The 22,156-nt window shown below is 61.8% G+C and carries 29 protein-coding genes; 13 read left to right on the top strand and 16 right to left on the bottom strand.

From position 1 onward, the window contains the following. Positions 1–37: 37 nt before the first annotated feature. The 6 genes from KP010_RS02030 to alkB all read left to right on the top strand — a co-directional run bounded on the left by KP010_RS02030 (position 38) and on the right by alkB (position 4,997). Complete coding sequence (locus KP010_RS02030; RefSeq protein WP_246659764.1) at positions 38–685, top strand: TetR/AcrR family transcriptional regulator; 648 nt, start codon at positions 38–40, stop codon at positions 683–685. A 400-nt stretch (positions 686–1,085) separates the two neighbouring features. Then, complete coding sequence (locus KP010_RS02025; protein ID WP_371824183.1) at positions 1,086–1,796, top strand: alpha/beta hydrolase; 711 nt, start codon at positions 1,086–1,088, stop codon at positions 1,794–1,796. A 112-nt stretch (positions 1,797–1,908) separates the two neighbouring features. Next, on the top strand, positions 1,909–2,367 hold the full coding sequence (locus KP010_RS02020; RefSeq protein ID WP_142862138.1) for a DUF3617 family protein: 459 nt from the start codon (positions 1,909–1,911) through the stop codon (positions 2,365–2,367). Between the two features lie 170 nt (positions 2,368–2,537). Further along, the gene (ada, locus tag KP010_RS02015) at positions 2,538–3,602 is read left to right on the top strand and encodes a bifunctional DNA-binding transcriptional regulator/O6-methylguanine-DNA methyltransferase Ada (RefSeq protein WP_253203522.1); all 1,065 of its coding nucleotides are present in this window, start codon (positions 2,538–2,540) and stop codon (positions 3,600–3,602) included. A gap of 8 nt (positions 3,603–3,610) precedes the next feature. Beyond that, positions 3,611–4,339 carry a 2OG-Fe(II) oxygenase gene (locus tag KP010_RS02010; RefSeq protein WP_371824222.1) on the top strand — a complete coding sequence of 243 codons (729 nt, stop codon included), beginning with the start codon at positions 3,611–3,613 and terminating at the stop codon, positions 4,337–4,339. Positions 4,340–4,349: 10 nt separating this feature from the next. Further along, the gene (alkB, locus tag KP010_RS02005; RefSeq protein WP_142862140.1) at positions 4,350–4,997 is read left to right on the top strand and encodes a DNA oxidative demethylase AlkB; all 648 of its coding nucleotides are present in this window, start codon (positions 4,350–4,352) and stop codon (positions 4,995–4,997) included. 550 nt (positions 4,998–5,547) lie between these two features. On the opposite strand, the gene KP010_RS02000 is transcribed toward alkB, so the two are convergent. The 9 genes from KP010_RS02000 to KP010_RS01955 all read right to left on the bottom strand — a co-directional run bounded on the left by KP010_RS02000 (position 5,548) and on the right by KP010_RS01955 (position 10,300). Next, complete coding sequence (locus KP010_RS02000) at positions 5,548–6,681, bottom strand: hypothetical protein (protein WP_216280348.1); 1,134 nt, start codon at positions 6,679–6,681, stop codon at positions 5,548–5,550. A 259-nt stretch (positions 6,682–6,940) separates the two neighbouring features. Further along, positions 6,941–7,270 carry a hypothetical protein gene (locus tag KP010_RS01995; protein ID WP_216280347.1) on the bottom strand — a complete coding sequence of 110 codons (330 nt, stop codon included), beginning with the start codon at positions 7,268–7,270 and terminating at the stop codon, positions 6,941–6,943. A gap of 14 nt (positions 7,271–7,284) precedes the next feature. After that, on the bottom strand, positions 7,285–7,971 hold the full coding sequence (locus KP010_RS23185; RefSeq protein ID WP_216280346.1) for a S24 family peptidase: 687 nt from the start codon (positions 7,969–7,971) through the stop codon (positions 7,285–7,287). A gap of 193 nt (positions 7,972–8,164) precedes the next feature. Then, positions 8,165–8,494: a phage protein GemA/Gp16 family protein gene (locus tag KP010_RS01980; RefSeq protein WP_216280345.1), complete on the bottom strand. Its 330-nt coding sequence runs from the start codon at positions 8,492–8,494 to the stop codon at positions 8,165–8,167. After that, the gene (locus KP010_RS01975; RefSeq protein WP_216280344.1) at positions 8,491–8,949 is read right to left on the bottom strand and encodes a hypothetical protein; all 459 of its coding nucleotides are present in this window, start codon (positions 8,947–8,949) and stop codon (positions 8,491–8,493) included. Before KP010_RS01975 ends, KP010_RS01980 begins: the two co-directional genes overlap by 4 nt. Continuing rightward, complete coding sequence (locus KP010_RS01970; protein WP_216280343.1) at positions 8,946–9,134, bottom strand: hypothetical protein; 189 nt, start codon at positions 9,132–9,134, stop codon at positions 8,946–8,948. Before KP010_RS01970 ends, KP010_RS01975 begins: the two co-directional genes overlap by 4 nt. Further along, positions 9,131–9,439, bottom strand: a complete 309-nt coding sequence (locus tag KP010_RS01965) for a hypothetical protein (protein ID WP_216280342.1) — start codon at positions 9,437–9,439, stop codon at positions 9,131–9,133. The genes KP010_RS01970 and KP010_RS01965 overlap by 4 nt, the downstream gene beginning before the upstream one ends. After that, complete coding sequence (locus tag KP010_RS01960; protein WP_216280341.1) at positions 9,436–9,663, bottom strand: hypothetical protein; 228 nt, start codon at positions 9,661–9,663, stop codon at positions 9,436–9,438. The genes KP010_RS01965 and KP010_RS01960 overlap by 4 nt, the downstream gene beginning before the upstream one ends. A 10-nt stretch (positions 9,664–9,673) precedes the next feature. Next, entirely contained in the window at positions 9,674–10,300 is a 627-nt protein-coding gene (locus tag KP010_RS01955; protein WP_216280340.1) for a DUF3164 family protein, read from the bottom strand. Between the two features lie 122 nt (positions 10,301–10,422). On the opposite strand from KP010_RS01955, the gene KP010_RS01950 reads away from it, so the two are divergent. The 5 genes from KP010_RS01950 to KP010_RS01930 all read left to right on the top strand — a co-directional run bounded on the left by KP010_RS01950 (position 10,423) and on the right by KP010_RS01930 (position 13,485). Then, positions 10,423–10,857, top strand: a complete 435-nt coding sequence (locus KP010_RS01950; RefSeq protein ID WP_216280339.1) for a phage tail protein — start codon at positions 10,423–10,425, stop codon at positions 10,855–10,857. Then, positions 10,854–11,066 carry a tail protein X gene (locus tag KP010_RS23015; RefSeq protein ID WP_216280338.1) on the top strand — a complete coding sequence of 71 codons (213 nt, stop codon included), beginning with the start codon at positions 10,854–10,856 and terminating at the stop codon, positions 11,064–11,066. Before KP010_RS01950 ends, KP010_RS23015 begins: the two co-directional genes overlap by 4 nt. A 6-nt stretch (positions 11,067–11,072) precedes the next feature. Further along, positions 11,073–12,092 (top strand): phage late control D family protein, encoded by a 1,020-nt coding sequence (locus KP010_RS01940; RefSeq protein WP_216280337.1) that lies wholly within the window; start codon positions 11,073–11,075, stop codon positions 12,090–12,092. A 154-nt stretch (positions 12,093–12,246) separates the two neighbouring features. Continuing rightward, positions 12,247–13,041: a DNA adenine methylase gene (locus KP010_RS01935; RefSeq protein WP_216280336.1), complete on the top strand. Its 795-nt coding sequence runs from the start codon at positions 12,247–12,249 to the stop codon at positions 13,039–13,041. A gap of 90 nt (positions 13,042–13,131) precedes the next feature. Next, positions 13,132–13,485: a hypothetical protein gene (locus KP010_RS01930; RefSeq protein WP_216280335.1), complete on the top strand. Its 354-nt coding sequence runs from the start codon at positions 13,132–13,134 to the stop codon at positions 13,483–13,485. A gap of 423 nt (positions 13,486–13,908) precedes the next feature. On the opposite strand, the gene KP010_RS01925 is transcribed toward KP010_RS01930, so the two are convergent. The 5 genes from KP010_RS01925 to KP010_RS01905 all read right to left on the bottom strand — a co-directional run bounded on the left by KP010_RS01925 (position 13,909) and on the right by KP010_RS01905 (position 19,521). Next, a complete protein-coding gene (locus tag KP010_RS01925; protein ID WP_216280334.1) occupies positions 13,909–14,748 on the bottom strand; it encodes an HlyD family efflux transporter periplasmic adaptor subunit in 840 nt (279 codons plus the stop codon). Positions 14,749–14,945: 197 nt separating this feature from the next. Continuing rightward, positions 14,946–15,167, bottom strand: coding sequence for a penicillin acylase family protein (locus tag KP010_RS01920; protein ID WP_281405364.1), 222 nt, complete (start codon positions 15,165–15,167; stop codon positions 14,946–14,948). A 380-nt stretch (positions 15,168–15,547) separates the two neighbouring features. Further along, positions 15,548–16,753: a PepSY domain-containing protein gene (locus KP010_RS01915; RefSeq protein WP_142862143.1), complete on the bottom strand. Its 1,206-nt coding sequence runs from the start codon at positions 16,751–16,753 to the stop codon at positions 15,548–15,550. A 12-nt stretch (positions 16,754–16,765) separates the two neighbouring features. Beyond that, positions 16,766–19,048 carry a TonB-dependent siderophore receptor gene (locus tag KP010_RS01910; protein ID WP_142862144.1) on the bottom strand — a complete coding sequence of 761 codons (2,283 nt, stop codon included), beginning with the start codon at positions 19,046–19,048 and terminating at the stop codon, positions 16,766–16,768. Positions 19,049–19,134: 86 nt separating this feature from the next. Continuing rightward, complete coding sequence (locus KP010_RS01905; protein WP_142862145.1) at positions 19,135–19,521, bottom strand: hypothetical protein; 387 nt, start codon at positions 19,519–19,521, stop codon at positions 19,135–19,137. Positions 19,522–19,948: 427 nt separating this feature from the next. Here KP010_RS01905 and KP010_RS01900 point away from each other — a divergent pair, with 427 nt between their 5' ends. Beyond that, entirely contained in the window at positions 19,949–20,692 is a 744-nt protein-coding gene (locus tag KP010_RS01900) for an adenylyl-sulfate kinase (protein WP_253203521.1), read from the top strand. A 225-nt stretch (positions 20,693–20,917) separates the two neighbouring features. Here the strand turns inward: KP010_RS01900 and KP010_RS23010 are convergent, their stop codons facing one another. Continuing rightward, a complete protein-coding gene (locus KP010_RS23010) occupies positions 20,918–21,043 on the bottom strand; it encodes a hypothetical protein (RefSeq protein WP_256448879.1) in 126 nt (41 codons plus the stop codon). Between the two features lie 16 nt (positions 21,044–21,059). Between KP010_RS23010 and KP010_RS01895 the strand changes: the two genes are divergently transcribed. Further along, entirely contained in the window at positions 21,060–21,767 is a 708-nt protein-coding gene (locus tag KP010_RS01895) for a sulfotransferase domain-containing protein (protein ID WP_371824182.1), read from the top strand. A 12-nt stretch (positions 21,768–21,779) separates the two neighbouring features. Here KP010_RS01895 and KP010_RS01890 read toward each other — a convergent pair whose 3' ends face one another. Continuing rightward, positions 21,780–22,040 carry a hypothetical protein gene (locus tag KP010_RS01890; protein ID WP_371824181.1) on the bottom strand — a complete coding sequence of 87 codons (261 nt, stop codon included), beginning with the start codon at positions 22,038–22,040 and terminating at the stop codon, positions 21,780–21,782. Positions 22,041–22,156: the final 116 nt, after the last annotated feature.

Below are 22,156 nucleotides of genomic sequence, written 5' to 3'. Positions count from 1 at the left end.
TAAAATAAGCCTTCGCACCTCGCAAGGGATTTTTATATTGGTCACTACAAAAACCATCGCAAAGCGGCCGCGCGGCCGTCCGCGAGCGCTCGACCGGGACGAGGCGCTGGAGACGGCGCTCCGGCTGTTCTGGCGTCGTGGCTATGAGGGGACCTCGATCGCCGACCTGACCGCGGCCATGGGAGTGACGCCGCCGAGTCTCTACACCGTCTTCGGCAGCAAGGAGCAACTCTACCGAGAGGCGCTCGACCGCTACGGCGCCACCTACGGCTCCTTCGCCCAGCGCGCGCTAGCCGAAGAGCCGAGCGCCTGGCGCGCGGTCGAACGCATTCTGCGTGAGGCGATCGAGGTCTACGCGGATGGGCCGGCGCCGGCAGGCTGCATGCTGGCGAGCGGCGTGGTGGCGTGCGCGCCCGAGCACGCTTCGGTGGCGGCGGATGTTGCAAGGCGAAGGCTAGCGACGATCGCGGCGATCAAGGCGCGCTTCGATCGCGCAGCCAGCGAAGGCGAACTCGCGCCGTCGACCGATACGCAGGCCCTCGCCTCTTACTATGCCGCCGTTGTGCAGGGTTTGTCGATCCAGGCCCGCGATGGCGTCAGCCGGAAGATCCTCGACGCATTGGCGGACGTCGCTCTCTCGGCGTGGCCGGGCTCGCGGGCGGATCAACCAGCGCAAAGTCCATGAGGGACCGGCAGCGCCCGACTATGGCAATTGATCGAAATCGAAGTCCCCGAACTGGCCGCATAGTCGTCCCAAAATCGGTTGCGAGGGTCGTTTCGAGCGGCGCAACGCCGGCGCCCTCACGTCGGCGAGAAGACGGTTCTCAGCGGCGGATCGAGTTTCGAACGGAGGCGCGGTCTCGGCGGCGGCGTTTCGTCGTCATGAGATCGAACGCCGCAAGAAACGCATCCACCATGGCGTTCAGCCGATCCGCGCCGACGCCGTCCCGGGCCTGCACCGACAAGCCATGAAGCATCGTGGCGCAACAGTCGCCGAGCGCCGCCTCGTCGACATGCTCCTCGATCTCTCCGGTGTGTTTCGCCTGCCGTAGTCGATCGATGATCGACTGTGTTCTCGCTTTGCGGTGCTCGGACAGCCAGGCGCCCAGAGCGGCGTTCTCTGCTCGCTGGAGGCTTACGACAATCCATGCCGCGCCCTCGCCAATGCGACGGGCTGCGTCGTCTTTTCGGTCGGCTACCGGCTGGCTCCGGAGCATCCCTATCCTGTTCCCCTCGAAGATTTCTATCGCGCTCTTTGCTGGGTCGCGGACCGCGCGGATCGATTGGCGATCGACGGAGATCGCATCGCCATCGCCGGCGACAGCGCCGGCGGAAATCTGGCCGCCGCCGCCGCGCTATTGGCGAGAGATCGCCACGGCCCTTCGATCGCGCATCAACTCCTCATCTATCCGGCCGTGGACACCGATCTCGACACGCCGTCATACGCTGAATTCGCCGACGGCTATTATCTGACGCGCGACATGATGAGGCTTTGCTGGGAGGACTATCTCGGAGGCCGACTGTCCGCGCCCCCCGTTTACGCGGCGCCGTTGCGGGCCGACCTGTCCCGCCTGCCGTCGGCGACGATCATGGTCAATGAATATGATCCGCTGCGCAGCGAAGGCGAAGCCTATGCGCGCAAGCTCCGAGACGCTGGCGTGCCCGCCGAGCTCATTCTCCTCGAGGGCATGGTCCACGCCTGCATGCACATGCTCGGCGTGGCGCCGGCGGCAGGGGCTCTTTTCATCCAAGCCGGTCGGGCAATCCGCCAGAGATTCGGCCTCGATCCGCGTTGAGCGGCCGCTTCGATCAACGACGTCGGCGCAAGCACATTCGAAAGCAAGAAACGGATGGCGGAAGGCGCTCGAGCATGCTCGAAACGATCGATGCCTCACGCGGAGTCCGAACATGAAAACAATATCGGCGTCGACAGTCTTTGCGCTGGCCATACCCATGGGTGGATTGTCGGCGGCAGAATCCTCGCCCTTGCAAAGCGGACGTTACGAAGTCGCCGTGGCTCTCGAGCTCCCGCATCTCGTCGACGCCGCCGCGCGAAAAACGGCGACGATCTGCATCGACCCCGATAATACAGCTTCGTACGGGCTCGAGGCTCTGAGCGACAGCAATCCGCTGGCGAAATGTTCGCCGAGAAATTCCCACCTCGTCGACAAGACGCTGACCTTCGACGTCGTCTGCGCGGGACCGGACGCGGCTCGCGCTCTGGCGACCTATCAATTTACGTCCGATCGCCAAGTCTTCGGAGGCCAAATCGCGATGACGATGGGCGGCAAGAACATGACCATGACCGAGACGCAACTCGGCCGTCGGATCGGCGATTGCGCCGCCTCTGACGTCCCTCGTCGATGAACGTCATCGCACGCTTCGAACGAGTCCGCGCATCGTGTCGCAATCTCGCGGCCGGCTCGAGCATCCCCATCTTTTGAAAGCAATGACCGGGATGCAGGAGGGTGAGGGAAAGGCTAAATCATACGCCGAAACCAATTCCAAGGCTCCCGGAAATGACATCGACGCTTCGAATGTCCCGACACGACAAAGACGCCGCGACCGAGGAGACGCGGTGGAAAGCCGTCACGGCACGAGATCGCAGCTATGACGGCACTTTCTTCTATTCCGTCGCGTCGACCGGCGTCTACTGCAGGCCGTCCTGTCCCACGCGCCTCGCCAAGCGCGCCAATGTGCGGTTCCACGGCACGCCGGCCGAGGCGGAGGCCGCCGGCTATCGTCCCTGCAAACGCGGCCGTCCGAACGAGGCTTCGCTCGCGGCGCGGCAGGCCAGCAGCGTAGCACGCGCCTGCCGCCTGATCGAAGAGGCCGAGACGCCGCCGAAGCTCGACGAGTTGGCTCGGCGCGTCGGCCTCAGCGCCTATCACTTTCACAGGCTCTTCAAGGCGGTCACGGGCCTTACTCCGAAGGCCTATGCGGTCGCCCACCGGAACAAGCGCATTCGCGAGACGCTCGGAACGAGCACATCCGTGACCGAAGCCATCTATGATTCCGGCTTCAACTCCAGTGGCCGCTTCTACGCTGAATCCGTCCGCGCGCTCGGCATGACGCCGAGCGCCTTCCGAAACGGCGGAGCGAAGGCCGCGATCAAATTCGCTGTCGGAGAATGCTCTTTCGGCGCCATTCTGGTCGCCGCGAGCGACAAGGGCGTCTGCGCCATTTCGTTCGGCGACGATCCGGACGCGCTCGCGCGCGACCTGCAAGACAGATTTCCGCGGGCGCGGCTGATCGGCGGCGACGCAGATTTCGAGCGGCTAGTCGCGACGGTCGTCGGCTTCGTGGAAGAACCGAGACTCGGGTTGGATCTGCCTCTCGATGTTCGGGGAACGGCGTTCCAGCATCGCGTATGGGCGGCGCTGCGCGATATTCCGCCGGGCTCCACTGTCAGCTACGCTGAGCTCGCCGAACGCATCGGCGCGCCGAGAGCCGTGCGCGCTGTCGCCGGAGCCTGCGCCGCCAACAACATCGCAGTGGCGATCCCTTGCCATCGCGTCGTGCGCAACGACGGCGCCCTCTCCGGCTATCGCTGGGGCGTCGAACGCAAACGCCTCCTGCTCGATCGGGAATCGAAACCGTGAGCGCTCTCGTGCCATTGCCCCTGTCAGAACAAATTGCGGCGCGGCGTTCGGAGCAAATCGACTGGGCGCAGGTCGAGAACGACTTGGACGCAAACGGCTTCGCTGTCATCGGGGAACTCCTCACCGAGACGGAATGCCGTGACCTCGCGAGGCTTTATTCCATCGACGAAGGTTTTCGAAGCCGGGTCGTCATGGCGAGGCACGGTTTCGGGCGCGGCGAATATAAATATTTTTCGTATCCGCTGCCGCCGCTGATCGCCGATTTGCGAAGCGCGATCTACCCGCGGCTTGCGAGCATCGCCAACCGCTGGGCTCGACTGTCGGGCTCGCACGAGCGCTATGACGACGATCACGCAGGCTTTCTGGAGCGCTGCCATCAGGCAGGACAGACGCGTCCCACGCCCTTGTTGCTGGACTATGGTCCCGGCGACTTCAATCGCCTTCATCAGGACATCTACGGCGATCTGGTGTTTCCTCTGCAAATCGCCGTCCTGCTGTCGCGGCCCGGAGAGGATTTCACGGGAGGCGAATTCGTCCTGACGGAGCAACGACCGCGTCTGCAATCGAAGGCGTCCGTCGTGCCGTTGCGGCGAGGCGACGCCGTCGTCTTCCCCGTGCGTGACCGTCCGGCGCCAGGCACGCGCGGCTATTCCCGCGTGACCATGCGTCACGGCGTGAGCGACGTGCGCGCGGGACGACGGCGCACGCTCGGCCTCATCTTCCACGACGCTCGATGACGGGACGGCGATGAACGATCTCTTCGATAGTTTGGAGGCCCAAGAAGCGCCGGATTTCCTCGGCCCGGGCGCCATGGTTCTGCGCGGCTTCGCGCTGGAGGCGGAATCGGTCCTGCTCGACGCCTTGCGGCAGATCGCGTCGGTCGCTCCGTTTCGGCATATGACGACGCCGGGCGGTCATTCTATGTCGACGGGTATGACAAATTGCGGCGCTGTCGGCTGGGTCTCTGACCTGCGTGGCTATCGATATGAGCGATGCGATCCGCTGAGCGGCGCGCCATGGCCGCGCATGCCGAAGGTCTTCGCTGAAGTGGCGACGGCGGCGGCGGCCTTCGCCGGCTATGACGGCTTTACGCCCGACGCCTGCCTGATCAATCTATATGAGCCAGGCGCGCGGCTGACCCTCCACCAGGACAAGAACGAGCGGGACTTCGCCGCGCCGATCGCGACGGTGTCGTTGGGACTCCCCGCCCGATTCCAGTTCGGCGGCCTACGGCCCGCCGGCCCCATCTCTCGCACGATTCTGCGACACGGCGATGTTTGCGTATGGGGCGGCCCGTCCCGGCTCGCCTATCACGCGATTGATCCCGTCAAGAAAGGCAACCACCCAGCGACCGGCCGCTGCCGCGTGAGCCTGACGTTTCGCAAAGCGATGTGAGACCTGTGCGATATGGCGTGTTAGTCGACACATGAACCTGGAGTAGGCGGGAAGACGCGGGGCCAGGCGGGATTTTGTGGGAACTGTTGGAAATGCAGGGGCTTATGGCCTCCGCGGCGAGTGCGGGACATCGGCGCATCCGGACACATGAAAGTGGAGCCGACGGGGCGGCAGACACTTGAAACTAGAGGATCGCCAGCGGCATTGAAAGCCCTTCGAACGGCGCTCCAACGGCCGTCGAGGCTTAGTTTCTCCGCGCATACCGGCGAGAGGCGGGTGGTCCTAGGGGCCAGCAGGAGCAAGCCGGAACCGGCGAGGAACTTTCCCGGAAGGGGAAAGTTCCGTTGAGGGTCGGCGGCGGGGCAGTAAGACACGATATATCAACGTCTTGAGCGGCATCGCTAGGAGACGCCCGGTCGAGGCTAACTTTCCCCCTGCCTCGGGGCTCGAATGAGACTTTCAAACCGCTCGTTTGCAAAAGCTAGGTTTTGCAAGTGCTCGGGGTCGTCGTCTCTTTCTGCGCAGGAACGCTCGCAACGGCCGCCACAATTCACAATGCGGCATCATCGTTTTGGTTTGCTTCGCCGAATAGCGTATTGCGAATGACAGCTTTAAGCAACTTAGCCGCCTCTTCTGGATGTTCTTCCTCCCAGAAAACAATTTGATCCGAACCGACATCAAAATGCGGCGCATCTCGTTTGCCGATTTTCTTATTGTACATATAAATCACAGGCTTGCCTAACCCCTTTGCAAAACCAGCCTCCCAATACGCGCCATTATTACTGTGTGATAGCTCGGCCACAACGAAGCGCGAGTTTTTGATTTCCAGCTCTAGCCTTGCGTGGATATTGCCCGCCTCCGGCTTCTCTGCTAAAGGATTACTTAGCACAAAACCGGCCTGCTTGACCGCCGTAACGAGATGTTTTGGCAATAATTCGTTCTGAAAATAGTAATTCTCACCATCGCTAGCACAAAATTTCATCGCAATAAAAGCAGTTTTGCTGCGTATTTTGCGGTCAAGTTCTTCGTACCTATTCCAGCCGGACAGTGTTAGCGATAGGTCGGTGTAATTTTTTTTCCCGCCAGATGTCGTCTGTGCCCATGTGATAGAAAGTAGTCCTTGATCAGCAAGCGCGACGATCAAGGCGTAGAAGTCGGGCCACTCGAAACCTAATTTGCTACCGAGGCGTGCGCCAATATTTTTAATTTCATCGCTTCCCTTCTGGGTGGAAAAAGTATCCCCGAAGCCTATCAATCTGTCCCCGAAATACCTAATTAGGTTGTCTGCTTGCTCGGCAGGCGTCGGAAGGGACGTGTAGGTGAGTATGGATGTAAAATCATCAAGGGTCAAAATCCTTTTCACAGGCCCCTTACTAAGCGCGTGGCTAATAACCGCGCGAGCTTCGCTCGCATCCGATTTCGCTTTTGATCGGTAAGCGGTTTTCGATACCGCCTCCAAAAATGAGTGCCGAGGAGATTGGCTAGACGGCGCTGAGGCGTCTACGTAGGTTTTTATTTGGTTCGCATCTAATCCCAACAATCCATCTCTGAGAAAGTCTCCGTTCGCGAGCGCGTAACTACCACAGCGAGGGCATTGTACGTTTTCACAATAGTCACGCCTCTCGTCAATTAACGGCGAGATGATGGCGGCGTTTTCGCAAATCGGGCATTTTGCCTGAGTCATTGGGGGTCGAGCCTCGAAATCGTAATTCCGTTCACCTTGAACCGCCGGACCTCCCCGTTCGGGAGCGCGAAACTCTGGCCCGAAGCAAGAGTTCGGAAGGCCCGCTTTTCGGACGCGTGCGCTGGAGATGGAGTCAAGAGGAGTGGTTGCAACACCATGGCAGGTCAGGGCTCCGCCGATGCTTGAAAGGCGGGCGCCTCTGCCAGTAGAGCGAGGGCGATAGCAAGGATTGCCATAAAGCGCGTGATCCGGCCCTCGCTCACGCCGCCGTCGACGAACTGTTGCCGACCAAAGCAGCCTCCAGCGCCGCCTTATCTGGGAACGCGATATCGCGACCCTCGATCACTGTGCAGAAGCGACCATCCCGAGTACGCCAATACGGCTTGCCGTTAATTACGCCCTCGGCTTCGATCGGGGCCTCTTTCACGCTCGAGGAACGCAACAAGAGCGCGTGAACAAAGGCGATCGGCCAAATGATGAGGCCGTATATCAAGAAAAGGAGCGCAACAAAGAATCCCTTCTTCGAGCCCGCGATCATCGCGCAGATGATCGCCATGAACAGCCAGAACAGCACGAATAGACCTTCCATAACTCACCTCCGAACTACAACACTTTCTCTGTAAGAAAGGCGCGACCGCGAATGGTCAGCCTTTCGGCATCGGCGGACGATAAATGCTCCTCTGGATAAAGGGCCTTATTGTCCGAAATTAACGTCAACGATCCATCGAAGTTACGACGAATCCGCTTGATGCGCACGTCCTCTCCGAGGTCGATCGCATAGATCGCGTCCGCTCGAAGTTCGCGTTTAGACCGATCGACCAACACGAGTTCGCCGCTGCGGATTGTGGGCTCCATGCTGTCTCCGGCCGCACGAATGAACTCCGCCCGATCCGGATTGACGCCATAGCGCCGCAGCAGCGCCCTCGAGAACGGCAGCCGATCCACCACCTCCGCGCTGTGATTGACCATGCCGGCGCCTGCTGCGGCAGCGACATCTCGAATCGGGACCAAAACCCAGTCGGCGTTCCCGTCGCGCGCAACTTCTGGCTCTATTCCGCCGAATTTGGCCTGATCTCCCGTCGCGAGCCAGTCCAGCGATACACGGCAAGCTACGGCGATCTTCGATAGCGCGCTGATCGGCGGCTCGTTCTTGCTGCCGAGATAATTAGTGAGCGAGCGTAGCGGCACGCCGGAAAGCTCTGAAACAGCGGCATTTCCGCCGGCGTCTTTAACCGCCTGCTTCAGCCGCTCGACGAGCCCATCAAGGCCACTTGTGGCGCTCTTAACCACTTTTTCTCCCGAAACGCCACATGTTGCTTGCCTGTTTAAGCAACATGTGGCCTTATGTGGACAAGTCTGATTTGCACATACGGTTAACACGCCACATCCGGCGTGTCACCGCGCGGGAAACCCATGACCAAGGGCTGGAGCCATCAGAAGATTTTATTCGCGGTCCGCGAGCGCGGCTCCACGCTCGCGCAGCTCAGTCGCGAATCCGGTTACGGCCGAAGCACGCTGCAAGCGGCTCGTCGCGGCTGCGGGCGAGGCCGAGGTTGTAGGCGCCGATCCACAGCGCCCGCAGGATCGGCGCATATTTGCCGCTCGCCGTCTCCGCCGGCCGGCGGCCGGACTGCTGCCCGGCGAGGCCCTTCAGCAGATCGATGAGGCGGATCGCCTCCCGCTCCGAAAGGTGCCGCGACGAGCTGCGCCCGCCGAACTCGCGCGCGATGAGCGCGCGATAGTCTTCGTCTCCAAAGGAGGGGATGGTCTTGCGGATCGAATGGATCGCGCGGGTTTGAGAGGCTGTGGTCATGATGCGCGAGCCCTGTCTTTCTGAGATTGGTCCATCGCGTCCTGAAGGAGGGATGCGCCCCAGGCCACTCGCGCCGTTTCGAGGAAATCCGGCAGCGTCATCGGGCCGCCGAGGCGTGCGGGACTGGTCGCTAGCGCCGCTGCGAAGTCGAGATATGCGCAAGCGAGCAGAGAGAGGAATGCGCAGCTATTCTCGCCGCGCATGGCCATGAAGCCGGAAAGGAGGTCGGCCAGCCTTTCGTCCACCTCTTCGGTATGGCTTTCGACGAGCGCATTCACCGCCGGCGAGAGGAGCCGCTCCAACACCTCCGGGTCATGCCAGACGCCATTCTCGCGCTCTTCGAGATATTGCGCCGCGAGGCGCAGCTCCGAGACGTCGGCGGCGCTGAGACCGTATTTGATGATACTGGAAATGCGCCGCAGCTCGGCGGCGTAGTCTTTCGCGATCGTGCTCATAGACGCCCCCGCTCGATTTGCTCGCGGGCGACGTCGTAGAGCCGCTCCGAGATGATGGTGAGACCGCGCCACGGTGCCAGGAAGGCGGCGCTGAGGACGATTCCAGCGGTCCCGACGAGATCGAGCCCGAAGGCGATCGGCGCGAGCGCCGCGCCGAAGGCGAGATGAGAGAGCTTCGCGATCATGCCGCCGCACCCCCATGCTCGACGTTCAGCCGCGCCAGCTCTTCATTCGACGCCTGAACCTCCATTTCGATTCCGCCCTCTGCGAAGGAAATGCCCATCTCCTTCGCCGGCCCGTAACCTTCGATGAAGCTCCCGTCGTGAACGACCTCGCGAGCGGCGAGTTGGGCCAGATGCTCGACATGGTCCTTCAACGAATAGAAGGCGAAGAACGAGCCACGGAAGTCCGCCATGAATTGGGGCGTGAACTTGGTCTCGTCGATCGTCACTTCGATCGTCTGCCGAACCTCCACGAATGTTGTGATCATGCAGCCTCTCCCGTCTCTTCGATCGGCTCGAGGCAGTCGACGGCGGCGTTCCACAGATTGCCGTCATCGTCGCGAATGACCGCACGATCGCCGTGAATCGTTTTGATCGTGACGACCGCATCGACGCCGGGGACGACGACGCGCACGCGCATGTCTTTCTTCAAGCGGGGCTTCGCCGGTGCGTCCTCGTCGACCATCGCGCAAGTTTGTCCGATGCTGCTCATGATGCTCTCCTCACGCATTGGCCAGATCGATGGTGATGGCGCGCCACGAGCCGTCCGGCTCGTCGCGCTCGGCGAAACGCACATAGGTGCGCGAGCCGATGACGCGGATGCTGTCGCGCACGGCCTTCATGGCGCGCTGCCAACGCTCGTCCTCGATCTCGACGCGCAGCAGCATGAAAATCTCGGCGCGATTGATCTTGCCCTGCTGATCGACCTGGAAGGCGCGCGTGACGAGCGCGCGGATCTCCGAACGGGAGTCCGAGGCCCAATCGCGCAGGCATTCGTCGACCAGCGCCTTCGCGGCCTGCAGCTCCGGCCCGAAATCGATCTGATCCTGCACCTGCACCTGAACCTTCATCAGGCCATCGAAGCTGGTGAGGGTGAGATTGCCCTTCTGCCCGCCGAGCGTCGCGCCATATTCCTGCGCGACGAGCGCCTGCAGGCTGCCGATGTCGTCGAATGTGTGACCCTTGAAGCGGGCGATTTGCGCGGAGAGAGCGCGGGCGAATCCTATGGTCTTGCGCACCTCGCCATCGACGAGCAGGTCGAGCGGCTTGATGGATTCGACGGGCACGAAGGCTCCGCGCGCATCCTTGCGATAGGGCTTGTCCCCGATGATGGTTTCGAACTCAGCCATTAGTCGGTTCCTTTTCGAAAGCGTTTGAAAGGTCTTTCAGCGCGCAGTCGAGGCGTCGCTGCGCGTCTCGTTCCTGCGGCGTGTAGAGGGCCTGGCGCGGCGCGCGCCGCGCCTCGGCCGCAGTGCGTGCAGCGTCTTCATGGCGTCGCAGCGTCGCCGTCATCGGGCCCGCGCTGCTGGAAGTCATCGGGCTCAATCCGCAGGGCTTCGACTGGCAGGGCTCGGCCGTCTGGGCGACGCATCCTGTGTTCGACGACGAGCCGTTCTACCAGCCGACTGCCGGCGGCGAAGAGACCGAGACGCTGCATCTGGCCTGCCGGCCGCACATCATGGGCGGGCTCGAAAATTATGACGCGCTGAAGAGCGTGATGCGGGCGCGTAAGCCTGTCCCTTTCATTCGCATGAGCGGGCTCGTCGGCGGCTATCAGGGGCTCGTCGGCGTGCGGCAGCTCTCGCGGGAGGAGCGCAAGATCGCGCCCGACGGGACGGGCTGGCGGTGGGAGTTCACCGCCGAGCTGCTCTATGTCGGCCGCAACGCCAGGGAGATCGCGTGGTGACGAGGATCGTCAATGTCGTCGAGCCCGTGCGGCTCGACATTCTCGCGCTGGAGACCATGGGCAAGGCCGGCGATGGCGCGCTGGAGGCGCTGCTCGACGCCAATCGCGGCATGGCGGATCAAGGCGCCTTCGTCGTCGCGCCCCGAGACGTCGTCGTTCCCGACACGCCGGCGGCCGCCGCCGCGGCCTCCGTCAATCCGTGGGATTGACCGGCGATGTGGCGCAGGCCCGTGCTGCAGATCGTCAATTCCGCAGGCAAGGACATTCTGCCGGGGCTCGCGGGGCTGTGGCTGGAATGCACGATCACGGATAATGCGGGCAGCGAGAGCGACGAGGCGGAGTTGACCTGCGTCGGCCCGCCATCGCGTTTCGGCCTGCCGACCGAGGCGACGAAATACACGATCCTCGGCGGTTGGGCCGATGAAGGCCCCGTGCTGCAGGGCGTCTATACGGTTCAGAAGATCAATCTGCGCGGCTCGCCCGACGAGGGCGACCGCATCACCGTGCATCTGCGCGCGGCCGATTACGTCGACAAGCTGAAAGCGCATGGCTCCCGACACTATGACGAGGGGACGCTCGGCGATCTCATTCGCAAGGTGGCCAAGGAGGCGGGGCTGTCGGCCTCGATCGCCCAGGAGATCGCCTCGATCAAAGTGCCCTATCAGTTGAGGTGGCAGCAGTCGCCGATCGATTTCCTGACCGAGATCGGCGAGCGCTATGGCGCGCTGATCAAGCCGGCCGGAGGGCGATTGGTGGCGCTGAAGCGCGGCTCGGGGAAGAGCGCCGGCGGGCAGTCGCTGGAAACGATCACGATCAAGCGGCGCGGGCGCTACAGCTACGACATAGAGACCGAGCCGCGGCCGAATGTCGGGCATGTCGGAGCGGCGTGGCGCGATCCGAAGAGCGGCAAGCGGAAGATCGAGAAAGCCAAGACCGATCGGGACGGGCCGATCTTCATGCTGCAGCATTTGTTCAAAAGCCAGGCCGAGGCGCGGGCGGCCGCCACGGCGGAGGCTTTCGAGCGGGGCAATAATTCCGGCACGGGCCATTTCGACGGCCCCGGCCTGCCGCGCGCCAAGGCGGAAGCTCCCGTCGTCGTCAGCGGCTTCGGCTGGCCGATCGACGGGAAGTGGAAGGCCGAGTCCGTCGTGAAACGATGGACGGCCTTGGGCGGCTTCGAGACCACCGTGAATGTCAAAGCCGGGAGCGAGCGGAAGGACAAAAAGTCGGGGTGAGGTGGCGGGGCCGAGTTGCCCCGGACGCGGGATGAAGCCTGCAAGCAAAGCCCGCGCAGCGCATCGGTCCGATAACGCTCCCCGCCGCCGCCGTCGACGGCGAAGGCGTAGGTAGCAGCATCGGGGTTAAGACCAGGTGGACGAAATTTGCGAGATGCGGGCCGTCGCGCCCGTGCGGCCGGCGGCGCCTTATATCGGGGGCAAACGGCAGCTTTCGAAGCGGCTCTGCGAGATCATTGCGGCGACGCCTCATTCTATATATGCGGAGGCATTCGTCGGCATGGGCGGGGTTTTCTTTCGCCGCGACGAGGCTCCGCCGACGGAGGTCATCAACGACCGCAGCCAGGATGTGGCGGTCTTTTTTCGCATCTTACAGAGGCATTATCAGGCCTTCATGGACATGCTGAAGTGGCAGCTGACATCACGCGCCGAATTCGAGCGGATTGCGGCACAGAACGCCGATAGCCTCACCGATTTGGAGCGGGCGGCGCGCTTCCTCTATCTGCAGCGGCTTTCTTTCGGCGGGAAGGTGCGGAGCCGCGTGTTCGGGATCAGCACGACAGGCGGAGCGCGGTTCGATACGGCGAAACTGGGGATTGTCCTCGAGGGTATTCACGAGCGGCTGACGGGCGTCACGATCGAATGCTTGGACTGGCGGGAGTTTCTGCGGCGGTGGGATCGGCCCGGAACGCTCTTCTATCTCGACCCGCCTTATTGGGGCACGGAGAGCTACTACCAGCCGGGGCTGTTCTCGAAGGGCGATCACGAGGCGCTCGTGCAGGCTTTGAGGGGGCTTCGAGGGCGGTTCATCTTGACGATGACCGATTGTCCAGAGGCCAGGGCGTGCTACTCGGGATTTCGTATCGAAACGGCCGAGTTGTCCTATACGGCGGCCGGAGGCGGCCGCGGCGAAAAGAAGGTCTCTGAAATGATCGTCCAGAGCCTATGATTTCCAGGAGAAGGCGCTTCACTTCCGGCTCGAGCAGAGCGATGGTCTCGACATCGCGGACGGATAGCCGACCGCAAGATGGAGACAGCCATGACACTCGCTTCCGAAAATCACGAATGGGGCTTCTGGGGCACGGTCGGCCGCAGCGTCGAGCCAGCGCCGGCATGGGCGGCGGCGTCGATCGCGGTCGCCTCCGCGACCCGATGCAGCGCTTCGGAGGTGCGGGCGTTCCTCGACTCGACGAGCGGCCGGCACTTCGCGGACGATGTTTTGTCCGGCCTGCACGAAGGCAAGGGGCTGGAGGCGGCGGTCGAGGCGGCGGTCGCGCGCTGGATGGGCTGGCGCATCGGCCGTCGCACATCGCGCGAGACCGGCATTCCGGCAGGGCTTCCTTATTTGGTCGGCTATGTCGCTCACTATGGAATTTGCGAGGATACGGAATGACACCATTTGCCGCGTTGGCAAGGCTGGCGGGCCTCTCTCTCCGAGAGGCCGCCGACTTTCTGCGGGTCCGGGAACAGCAGGCCAAGGATATGGCGTCAGGGCGTCGGTCGACTCCTCCCGGCGTAATCGCGGAGCTGCTCGAACTGATCCGAGGGCAGGAGACCGCGGCCACGCGGGCTTTGGCTCAGTCAGGGGCTATCACCCTCGCAGTCCCAGCCGACGACGAAGGAGCGCGGCGTCTCGGCTGGCCTTGCGTTGGGGCCTGGGGGGCTATGGCGGCCCGCGTTGTCGCCGCATCCGCCCAGCCTGTGGCGCTTTCCGAAGCCGAATGGATCACCACCAGCGTCGTCGATATCTGAGGCGGGAGCGGAAATCGAGTTGCTACAAAATCAAGTGTCCGCTACTCCGATTTCATGTGTCGCGCTACATGGCGAGCCGACGCCGTCCCGCGGACCATCGCCGGGCCCCGGGGGGGGGGGGGGCGATCTGTCGAGCCGTCTGGGCGTTCGTTGCGTCCATTCGATGGTCCGCTTCGCGCATGCGGCTCGACAGGAGATTGTGATGGCGCCCACGCTCATGAGCAAATCGAACTGCCCAAACCGTACCTGCATACGCGCGCGATTCACACTCCTTCTCCTTATTGGCCTCGGCCTGCGCATTGGACGGAGTCCTGGCCGCCGCATTCCGGACACTTCTCGGACGTCCCGCTCTGGACACGCCCTCGCCTACCTGCACGAGACGCCTGACAATCATACCGTCTTTCGGCGCACGAATGGTGCGCACATTTTTCTCGAATATGGCGAGGCGAAGCTGCCCTTCTCCCGTAGCGGCGGCGGCTTCACGTTGAGCGAGTTCGGCATCCTGCGCCACGAGATCGTCTTGGGCGTCATTGAACCGCTTTTGTGAAACGGCACCCACCTTCGACAGAGGCGCCACACGATCGCGCTCGCGCCGCGCACTTGCGGCGCGCCCTTTTTGCGCGGTGACGGAAGCCTTCCGCTCCGCCAGTTGCGCCGCGGCGATCGTTGCCTGAATTGCGGCAGCTCGATCGTCGATTACCGCCAGCGCATCGTCCCGCCGAACGGATTGACCTTCGACGACCAACACGTCCCGCACGACGCCATCACGCGGCGTGGCGAGCTGGACAATCCCGCCGTCGACGTCCAGCGTGCCACGCGCCGTCGCCTGACCGTTCCTCGACGCGACACTCATTGCGATGGCCGCGCGCCTCAGCACTCCTCTCTGTGCCATCGACTGGATCACACTCTTTCCCAGCGTAATCGAAAAATGCTTACGTGGTCTGGTTCTCGAGTCAATACCGAAACGTCAAAAACCCTCGGATCGCAAAAAGCCGACGTCGGTACTCATCATGCCCACATCCCGATCGTGAGATGACCACGCGTCTGCCGCCCAAAAGAAGAATCAGCCTCGATCTTTGGCTCAGAAAAGGGAAGACGCGTTCATTCCTTCTTGGAAAAGAACTCGGTCTGATCGGCGAAATGCGGCGACTCCGGATTCAAAGATTCCGAAAACGTGAGCAAACTCTCGACTCGCGGACCGTTCTGATCGAAGGAGACGATCTGGATGTAACTTGAGCCGTAAACCACTTCGCGCCTGCCGTTGCCGGACAGTGCGCTCCGAACGACATTGTACAGCCCCATCGCGCTACTGCCTCCGTGAATTGGAATGTTCGCTCACCTTTCGACGCCACTTGAATCTCTCCCCACTTCGCGTCTGGGCCGAGGCCCGCCCTAGAGCGTTTTCGAGCGAAGTGGGAACCAGTTCGCGTGAAGAAAACGCGACAAAACAAAGGATTCTAGAGTCTTTTCGGTTCAATCTGAACCGAAAAGACTCTAGTGGCTTCCCGCTCCGACGATATCGACGTCCAGGCCCCTTTTTCACTTCGCGCAGAGTCTTCCCGACGACGCCGAAGCCGCTCGAATGTCTTGGGTAAATCGCCCATATCGAGCTCCGCGCAATAGAATTGATTGTCTGATCTGCAGGCGCCGCCCGATCGACTGCACGAAATTATCTTGTCGCCGAGCGCCCCGATGACGAGCGCTCATGTTCGCCTCGGCTCCACGACGCCGCGCGCGCGGCGCTTCTGCAGCCAGCGAATGACGCCGGTGACGAAGACGAGCGGCCAGCTCAGTCCGAACACGAAGACGGCGATGCGGCCCGGCCAGCCGAGCACATAGCCAGAATGCAACGGCCATTGCCAGGCCATGAAGCCGTCGCCGTCGCCGGAGAGCGGATCGTTCACATGCAGCATGTCGCCGCGGAACTGATCGATGTAGATCGTCCGGCGGCCTTCCAATCCCCAGCCGATCGGAAACAGCTGGTTGACGGCATAGGAGCCGTTGCCGGGCTTCGGCATCGTCACGGCATAGATGCGCCCTTCCGGAAATTGCCGCGCGACGATCGCGAGCGCCTCGTCGAGGGAGACATACGTCGGCGTCTCTGGCCCGGATCGATATTTTTCGACCTTGGTGAGATGAGAGAACGCTTCGACAACGGCGCGGAACTGATCCGGCAGATTGAAGTAGAGGCCCGACAACAGCACCGCCAAGGCGACCGGCAACAGGAAAACCCCGGAGAGGCGATGAATGTCGTAATTCAGCCGCTCCGGCCTCGCCGGCCATTTCATCGTGAATGCGTTGCGCCATTTGCCGTTCCGCGGCCACCACAGAACGACGCCGGTCACTGTGGAAATGAACGCGAGCACCGCCATGACGCCGACCACCGTGTCGCCCAATCCGGGAACGAGCAACTGATAATGGAGTTTGAAGAGAAAGCCGACGACGCTCGATCCGAAAACGTCGCCGCTCGAATACCAAAGGCGCGTTCCCGTGACCTTGGCCGCATAAGGATCGACAAAGACATGCCGCGTGTCCGGCCTTTCAGACGTCCCATTCTCGACTTGGTAATAGAACAGGAACGCTTCGTCGTCGCTCTGCGGCCAATAGCACCAGCCGAGATGAGAATTGGCGGGAATGGACGCGCGCGCGGCGGCGGCAATCTCCTCCAGCGGGCGCCACGCCGCCCTGCCCTGCGGCGGCGGCGCCACGATGCGCAATTCGGGATTGAGCGCTTCGTCGATCGCCTGGAAGAACACCAGCGCCGAGCCGGTGATCCCGATGATCGACAAAAACAGACCCAGAGCCAGCCCCAGCCAGAGATGAATCTTCAGCCAGATCTTGCGCGAGGTCTGGAGCGCGACCCGCCGCCGCGCGGGGGTGGAGCGCAGAGACAGGTCGATTCCAGTCATGACGGCCTCCGTTCAGAACTCGACCTTGAGCGATCCTATGGCGGTGAATGGCGCGCCCGGATAAATGCCGTAGCGCGGATCGACGTTGGACTCCGGATCGGTCGACTCGTAATATTTCGTGTTGGCGAGATTGCGGACGTTGAACTGCGCGGTCATTTTCGTCGGCCCGACAGTCCAGCGGTAGGCGGCGAGCGCGTCGAGACGCACATAGCCAGGAAGCTGGAAGGTGCTGCTCCTATCGCCTTGGCGGCTGCCGACGACATAGGCCCCGAAACCGAGACTGAAGCCGTCGAGCGCGACGATCTCCTTGACGTCCCATTTGAGCCACAGGCTTCCCGAATAGCGAGGAACATTCGGCAGGCGATGACCCAGATAGAGGGGCACGCCCGCCGCGTTCAAGGTGTTGTCCTTGATGACCCGAGCGTCCATATAAGTGAAGCTGCCGATGACGCTGACGCTATCGGTGACCTTTCCGAGCGCGTCGAACTCCACGCCCTTGCTGCGCTGCTTGCCGATCGCGATCTTGTCGTTGAGGTCGGCCGTGCTCAAATCCGGGGTCGGGATATTCGTCTTCGTCAAATTATAGAAGGCGAGAGTGGCCGTCAGACGCTTGTCGAACAGCTCCGTCTTGACGCCCGTTTCGAACTGCACGGCCTCCTGCGGCGGAAGCGGCTGATTGCTCGCGGTCACACCGTTATTGGCGCCGAAGGAATTGGTCCAACTGCCATAGACGCTCACCCAGGGCAGCGGCTGAACCAGAACGCCGACGCGGGGGCTGAAGGCGTCGTCCTTCCGCAGGACCGAAGGACTGGAAGAGAAGACATTGGCTCGAGCCGCGTCGAATGTCGCGCCGCGTCCGCGCGCCACTTCCGACCAGTCGTAGCGGCCGCCGCCGAAAATGTGGATCTTGTCCCAAATGGTGATGTGATCCTGGAAGTAGGCGCCCTTCTGGTCCTCGTAGAACACGCTGTGGTCGCGCGTGGCGGTAGGTCTGTTGTAGCCCGCCGCGTCGAACAGAGCGCGAGACACGCCATAGCTCGGCCAAGGGTAGAATATATTGATGTCCAACGCGGGGTTCGAGGTACTGTAGTTGCCGAAGGTCCAATATTCGGTGTCCGCTCGCAGATAGTCGAAGCCGACGAGCGTCTCGTGACGCGTCTCCCATAGGTCGAAATGACCGATCAGATCGAAATTGGTGGTGTAGACTTCCGAATCGGCGGTCTGGCCGTAGATATTTCGCCGCAGCAGGCCGTCGGCCCGCAAGGCCGTCGTTCCGAACGACGGCGTGGGATTGGCGAACTGATCGTTCGTGTGAAGGAAGCTCGCGAGGAAGCGATTGCGGAACGTCCAGTTCTCGTTGAAGCGATGCGTGAGCTCTGAGCCCACGTAGAATTTGTGCATATTGTCCCTCGGATCGTTGGGATCTCCGAACGACCGGCTGATCGGGATGGACGCGGGCCGATCGCCATAAGCAGGGACGCCGTAGTCGGCGACGTAATCCTGGTTGAAATATTCGAAATCGACGGTGAATTCCGTATCCGGCGTCAGCCGCGCTGTTATGCTGGGGTTGAGGAGAATCCGGTTGGTATGTTGGAAATCCCGGAAGGACTCGCTGTTTTCATATCCGCCGGAGAATCGATAGAGCAGCGATCCATCCTTGTCGACGGGACCAGTGGCGTCCCAGAGCGTGCGATAGTGATCATACGAACCGAAACGCTGCTCCACCGAATGATGGGGAGTATCCAATGGGCGTTTGGTCTCGATATTGATCAGGCCGCCCGGCTCCATGCGCCCGAACAACATGGCGGCCGGCCCTTTGAGCACCTCTATGCGTTCGATATTGGCGGCGTCGAATTCGGTCCTGAACGTCGAGGGCGAGGTCGCCAGCAAGCCGTTGCGGAAAAGCTTTCTGCTGTCGGAAAATCCGCGGATGAGAAAGTCCGTGCCGGCGCCTATGGATGGATTGGGACGCACGCCGCTGACGTTCTCCAGCGCCTCCTTGACGCGCGTCACCTTCTGATCTTCGATCACCGCTCGCGGCACGACCTGTACCGAGGCCGGCAATTGCATGATCGGCGTATCCGTTTTGGTCGCCGTGGAGGCGTCGCGGACCACATAGCCGGTCGCCCGCCCGTTGCCGCCCTGGCCGGAGGTCCCGGAGCCGGTGGTCGCGCCGCCTTGGTCGGCGGCGATATCGATGGCTGGAAGAGCCTCTTGGGCGAGCGCCGAAGAGGAAACGCAAGCGAGCGTAAACGCGCTGGCGGAAACGCCGCGCAACAAAGTCGAACGAAACATGTGAAAATTCTCCTGGCGCGGCGAGCGCCGACCGAAGCCGAGACGAAGGTAAAGAGCGGCCCAGATTGAGAACCGCGTTCAGTCGGTCAGGAGATCGAAGGCGGCGCGCGCGACGACCAGGAACTAGTCCAGCCTGTAGGCGGCGCGACGGGATCGACGAAGGCGCGCCAATCTATCGCGGCGGCGGTTCGAAGCGGTGGAAAAACGATAATGTCGAACAAGACCGCCGCGAAACGAGACAGCCCGTCATGAGCGCTCGACGGACACAAGATGCAACACTGAGAGTGAACGCTGTGCGCCGGCGCCTTATGGTCGCCATGTGGACTCGCGCCGCAATATTCATAGCCGACGGTGGCGACAGCTCCGGGTTCGGCTCCTCCGAGATCGCCTCTCTCATGCGCAGGGGAAACGGCGAAAGCGACGCCCTGCAAGACGAAAACGCATGCGAGCACGCGCGCGATGATCGCGCGCATCCAAAATCCTCGCATCGGCCGTGGTTTCGTCATGAATGAATATCGTTTGTCGTTCGCAAATTAGCCACATTAACAGTTTGTGTCGGTGAATTTCACGAGTCAATAGCGAAACTTCGAACTGATCTAAAATTCCCGCCGGACGCTCGGGCTCCCACTGCTTTCCACACCGCCGAGAGACGGTCTCGAGCCGTGCGACCTAACCGAACGGCTCGATGCGCGCGGGTCTTTGTCGTTCGAAAAGAAAATTCGGTCGGCTCGTCATGCGCGCGCGGTCGCCGACGCGGCGGCTCGCCGTTTCGCCGCAAAGCGAGTTCCAGAAGAAGAGACATAAATTTCAGCCGCGACGTTTTTTGGCACGCTTTTCTCCTCTCATGCGTCTTAGCGATACGAGATGCATCGGCAGCCGCGAGATTGCGAGAGAAAATCCATGTACGACAAAATCCTGATCATGGGCCTGCCGGGCGCCGGAAAGACGACCCTGGCGCGTGCGCTCGCGCCTCTGCTGAACGCCGTGGTTTTCAATGCCGACGATGCGCGCGCGAATATATCCAAGGACTTGGGATTTTCGCTCGAAGATCGCATAGAGCATGCGAGACGCATGGGCTGGATGTGCGACCGCGTGGTCGAGGCGGGCGGCGTCGCCATCGCCGATTTCGTCTGCCCAACGCCGGAGACGCGCGCGGCGTTCGGAGCATCCTTCGTCATATGGGTAGACCGCATCCAGAAAGGCCGCTTCGAGGATACGAACCGCCTCTTCGTCGCGCCGGAAAGCTATGATCTACGCATCGAGCACGGAGGCGATCCCCTCCATTGGGCCGAGCGCATTCGTTCGGTGTTGCGTCCCTCGTTCGATCCGTCGAAGCCCACGGCGCTCTTCATCATCGGTCGCCAGCGGTCTTACTCGGACAAGCTGCAGATGATCGAACAGAGCCTACAGCGCATCGATCAAGCCTATATCGCCGTGTGCGCCGGACAGGCGCCGAGCGGCGACGCCGCATTGTCCTATTGCGCCGCGAAGAGCCATATCGAGAGCGCCCTGAGCGCTTACGCCGGACGCTTCCTCGTCATACCCGCCCCCGCGCTCCGTCTCATATATCTCGACCGCCAGGCGGAATATGCGGTGGAAGGAGTCGATCTCGGCCAGGACTGGCGTCGGGGCGCTCTGAATTGAGCTCGTCCGCGCCGATTTTCGTAGATCGAACGATAGAGGCGGCAGCGACATGCATAAATCTGTAAACTCACGACGATCCGGCGTCTGCGACGCATCCGCGCTGGTCGTGGATCCGAGAAAGGTTCAAAAGCTTCAGGCTCCATATGAAGCATTTCGGCGGCAATTCAGTCCGCGGAGTCCCCTGCGAGCGCTGGCTCACGCAATAGAGAGCCAGTTTCGAGACTATTATTTCGTGAAGCCGCCGACATGGCGCATCGCGCTGAGAGCCTCGAGCTTCGAAAGTCGAATGAAGCCCTCTTTCGCTTCGATCGGTGCGGTTCGGTCGGGAACCTCGCTCTTATCGTCATACATCTTTCAGCATCCGAACGTGGCGGTTCCGCTCGCCAAGGAACTCGCTCAGCTTCCCCGCCTCGACTATATAGAGGCCCAATTTCCGTCGCGCCGGGAGCAACGCCGCATAGAGAGACGATATGGAAGCGCGATAACAGGTTATTGCAATCCAATCGCGCCGAGCCTGCTGATGATTTTCCTGGCGAAAGCCATTTGTCCCGATGGCCGCGTCGTCGTCGTTCTTCGTGATCCCGTGGAGCGGGCTTTTTCGCAGTGGCGCTGGGACCGAATGAAGAACGCCCGCGTCTTTTCCGACCCCTTGTGGCGCTTCGTGCCCGGCTTCGAGACCATTGTGAAAATCGAGCAGGAGGCAATTCGTTGTGGAGGAGGCGGACCGGACGCATTCAGCGGAAACAACCAGGGGTATCTGCAGCAGAGCATCTACCTACCATTCCTCCGGTTGCTATTCGAGCAATTCCGGAAAGAGCAAATTCATATCGTGAACGCCGCCGAGCTTTTTTCTGATCCGGCGAAGGTGGCGAAGGGCGTCTATAAGTTCCTCGAGCTGCCTCCCGTCGACCCGCTCATCGTACATGAGCGCAATGCCAGTCCGCAATTCGAGATGCCGGACGGCCTCCGCTCGGACCTGTCGAAGTTTTTTCGACCCTACAATGAAGCGCTCTACGAATTTGTCGGAGCGGACTTCGGTTGGGAGACCAAGACGACCAGCCGCAGGATCGCCTAGAGTTTTTCCGATTTAGGTTGAGGCGTAACCTGAGTTGATGAGGTAGGCAGCGCATTCGGTGGCGGGGAAGCGATCGAGCAAAGAGCCGATTGTGCGCCAAACGCCTCCGGGCGTTCGCGCCTCCGCTTTTCGCAACAGCTTTTTGAGCTTTTGCGAAGACCTGCTCGATCGGATTGAGGTCCGCGAATATTGCGACAGGAAGAACCGCCGTGCGCCCTTGGCGCGAATGGCTTTGTCGATCGCCGCGCTTTTGTGGGAGCCGAGATTGTCCATGACGACGATGTCGCCTCGCTTCAAGGTGGGCGCGAGCACCCGCTCGACGTAAGCGAGGAAACCGGTCTTATGTAGCAACCGCCCAGGGCTCCGAATTCGGGTTAACGGCGGTTAAC

This window comes from Methylosinus sp. KRF6, assembly GCF_018887255.1.
Classification (GTDB): domain Bacteria; phylum Pseudomonadota; class Alphaproteobacteria; order Rhizobiales; family Beijerinckiaceae; genus Methylosinus; species Methylosinus sporium.
The sequence above is the reverse complement of the archived record's forward strand: the minus strand, read 5'-3'. Positions and strand labels throughout refer to the sequence as shown.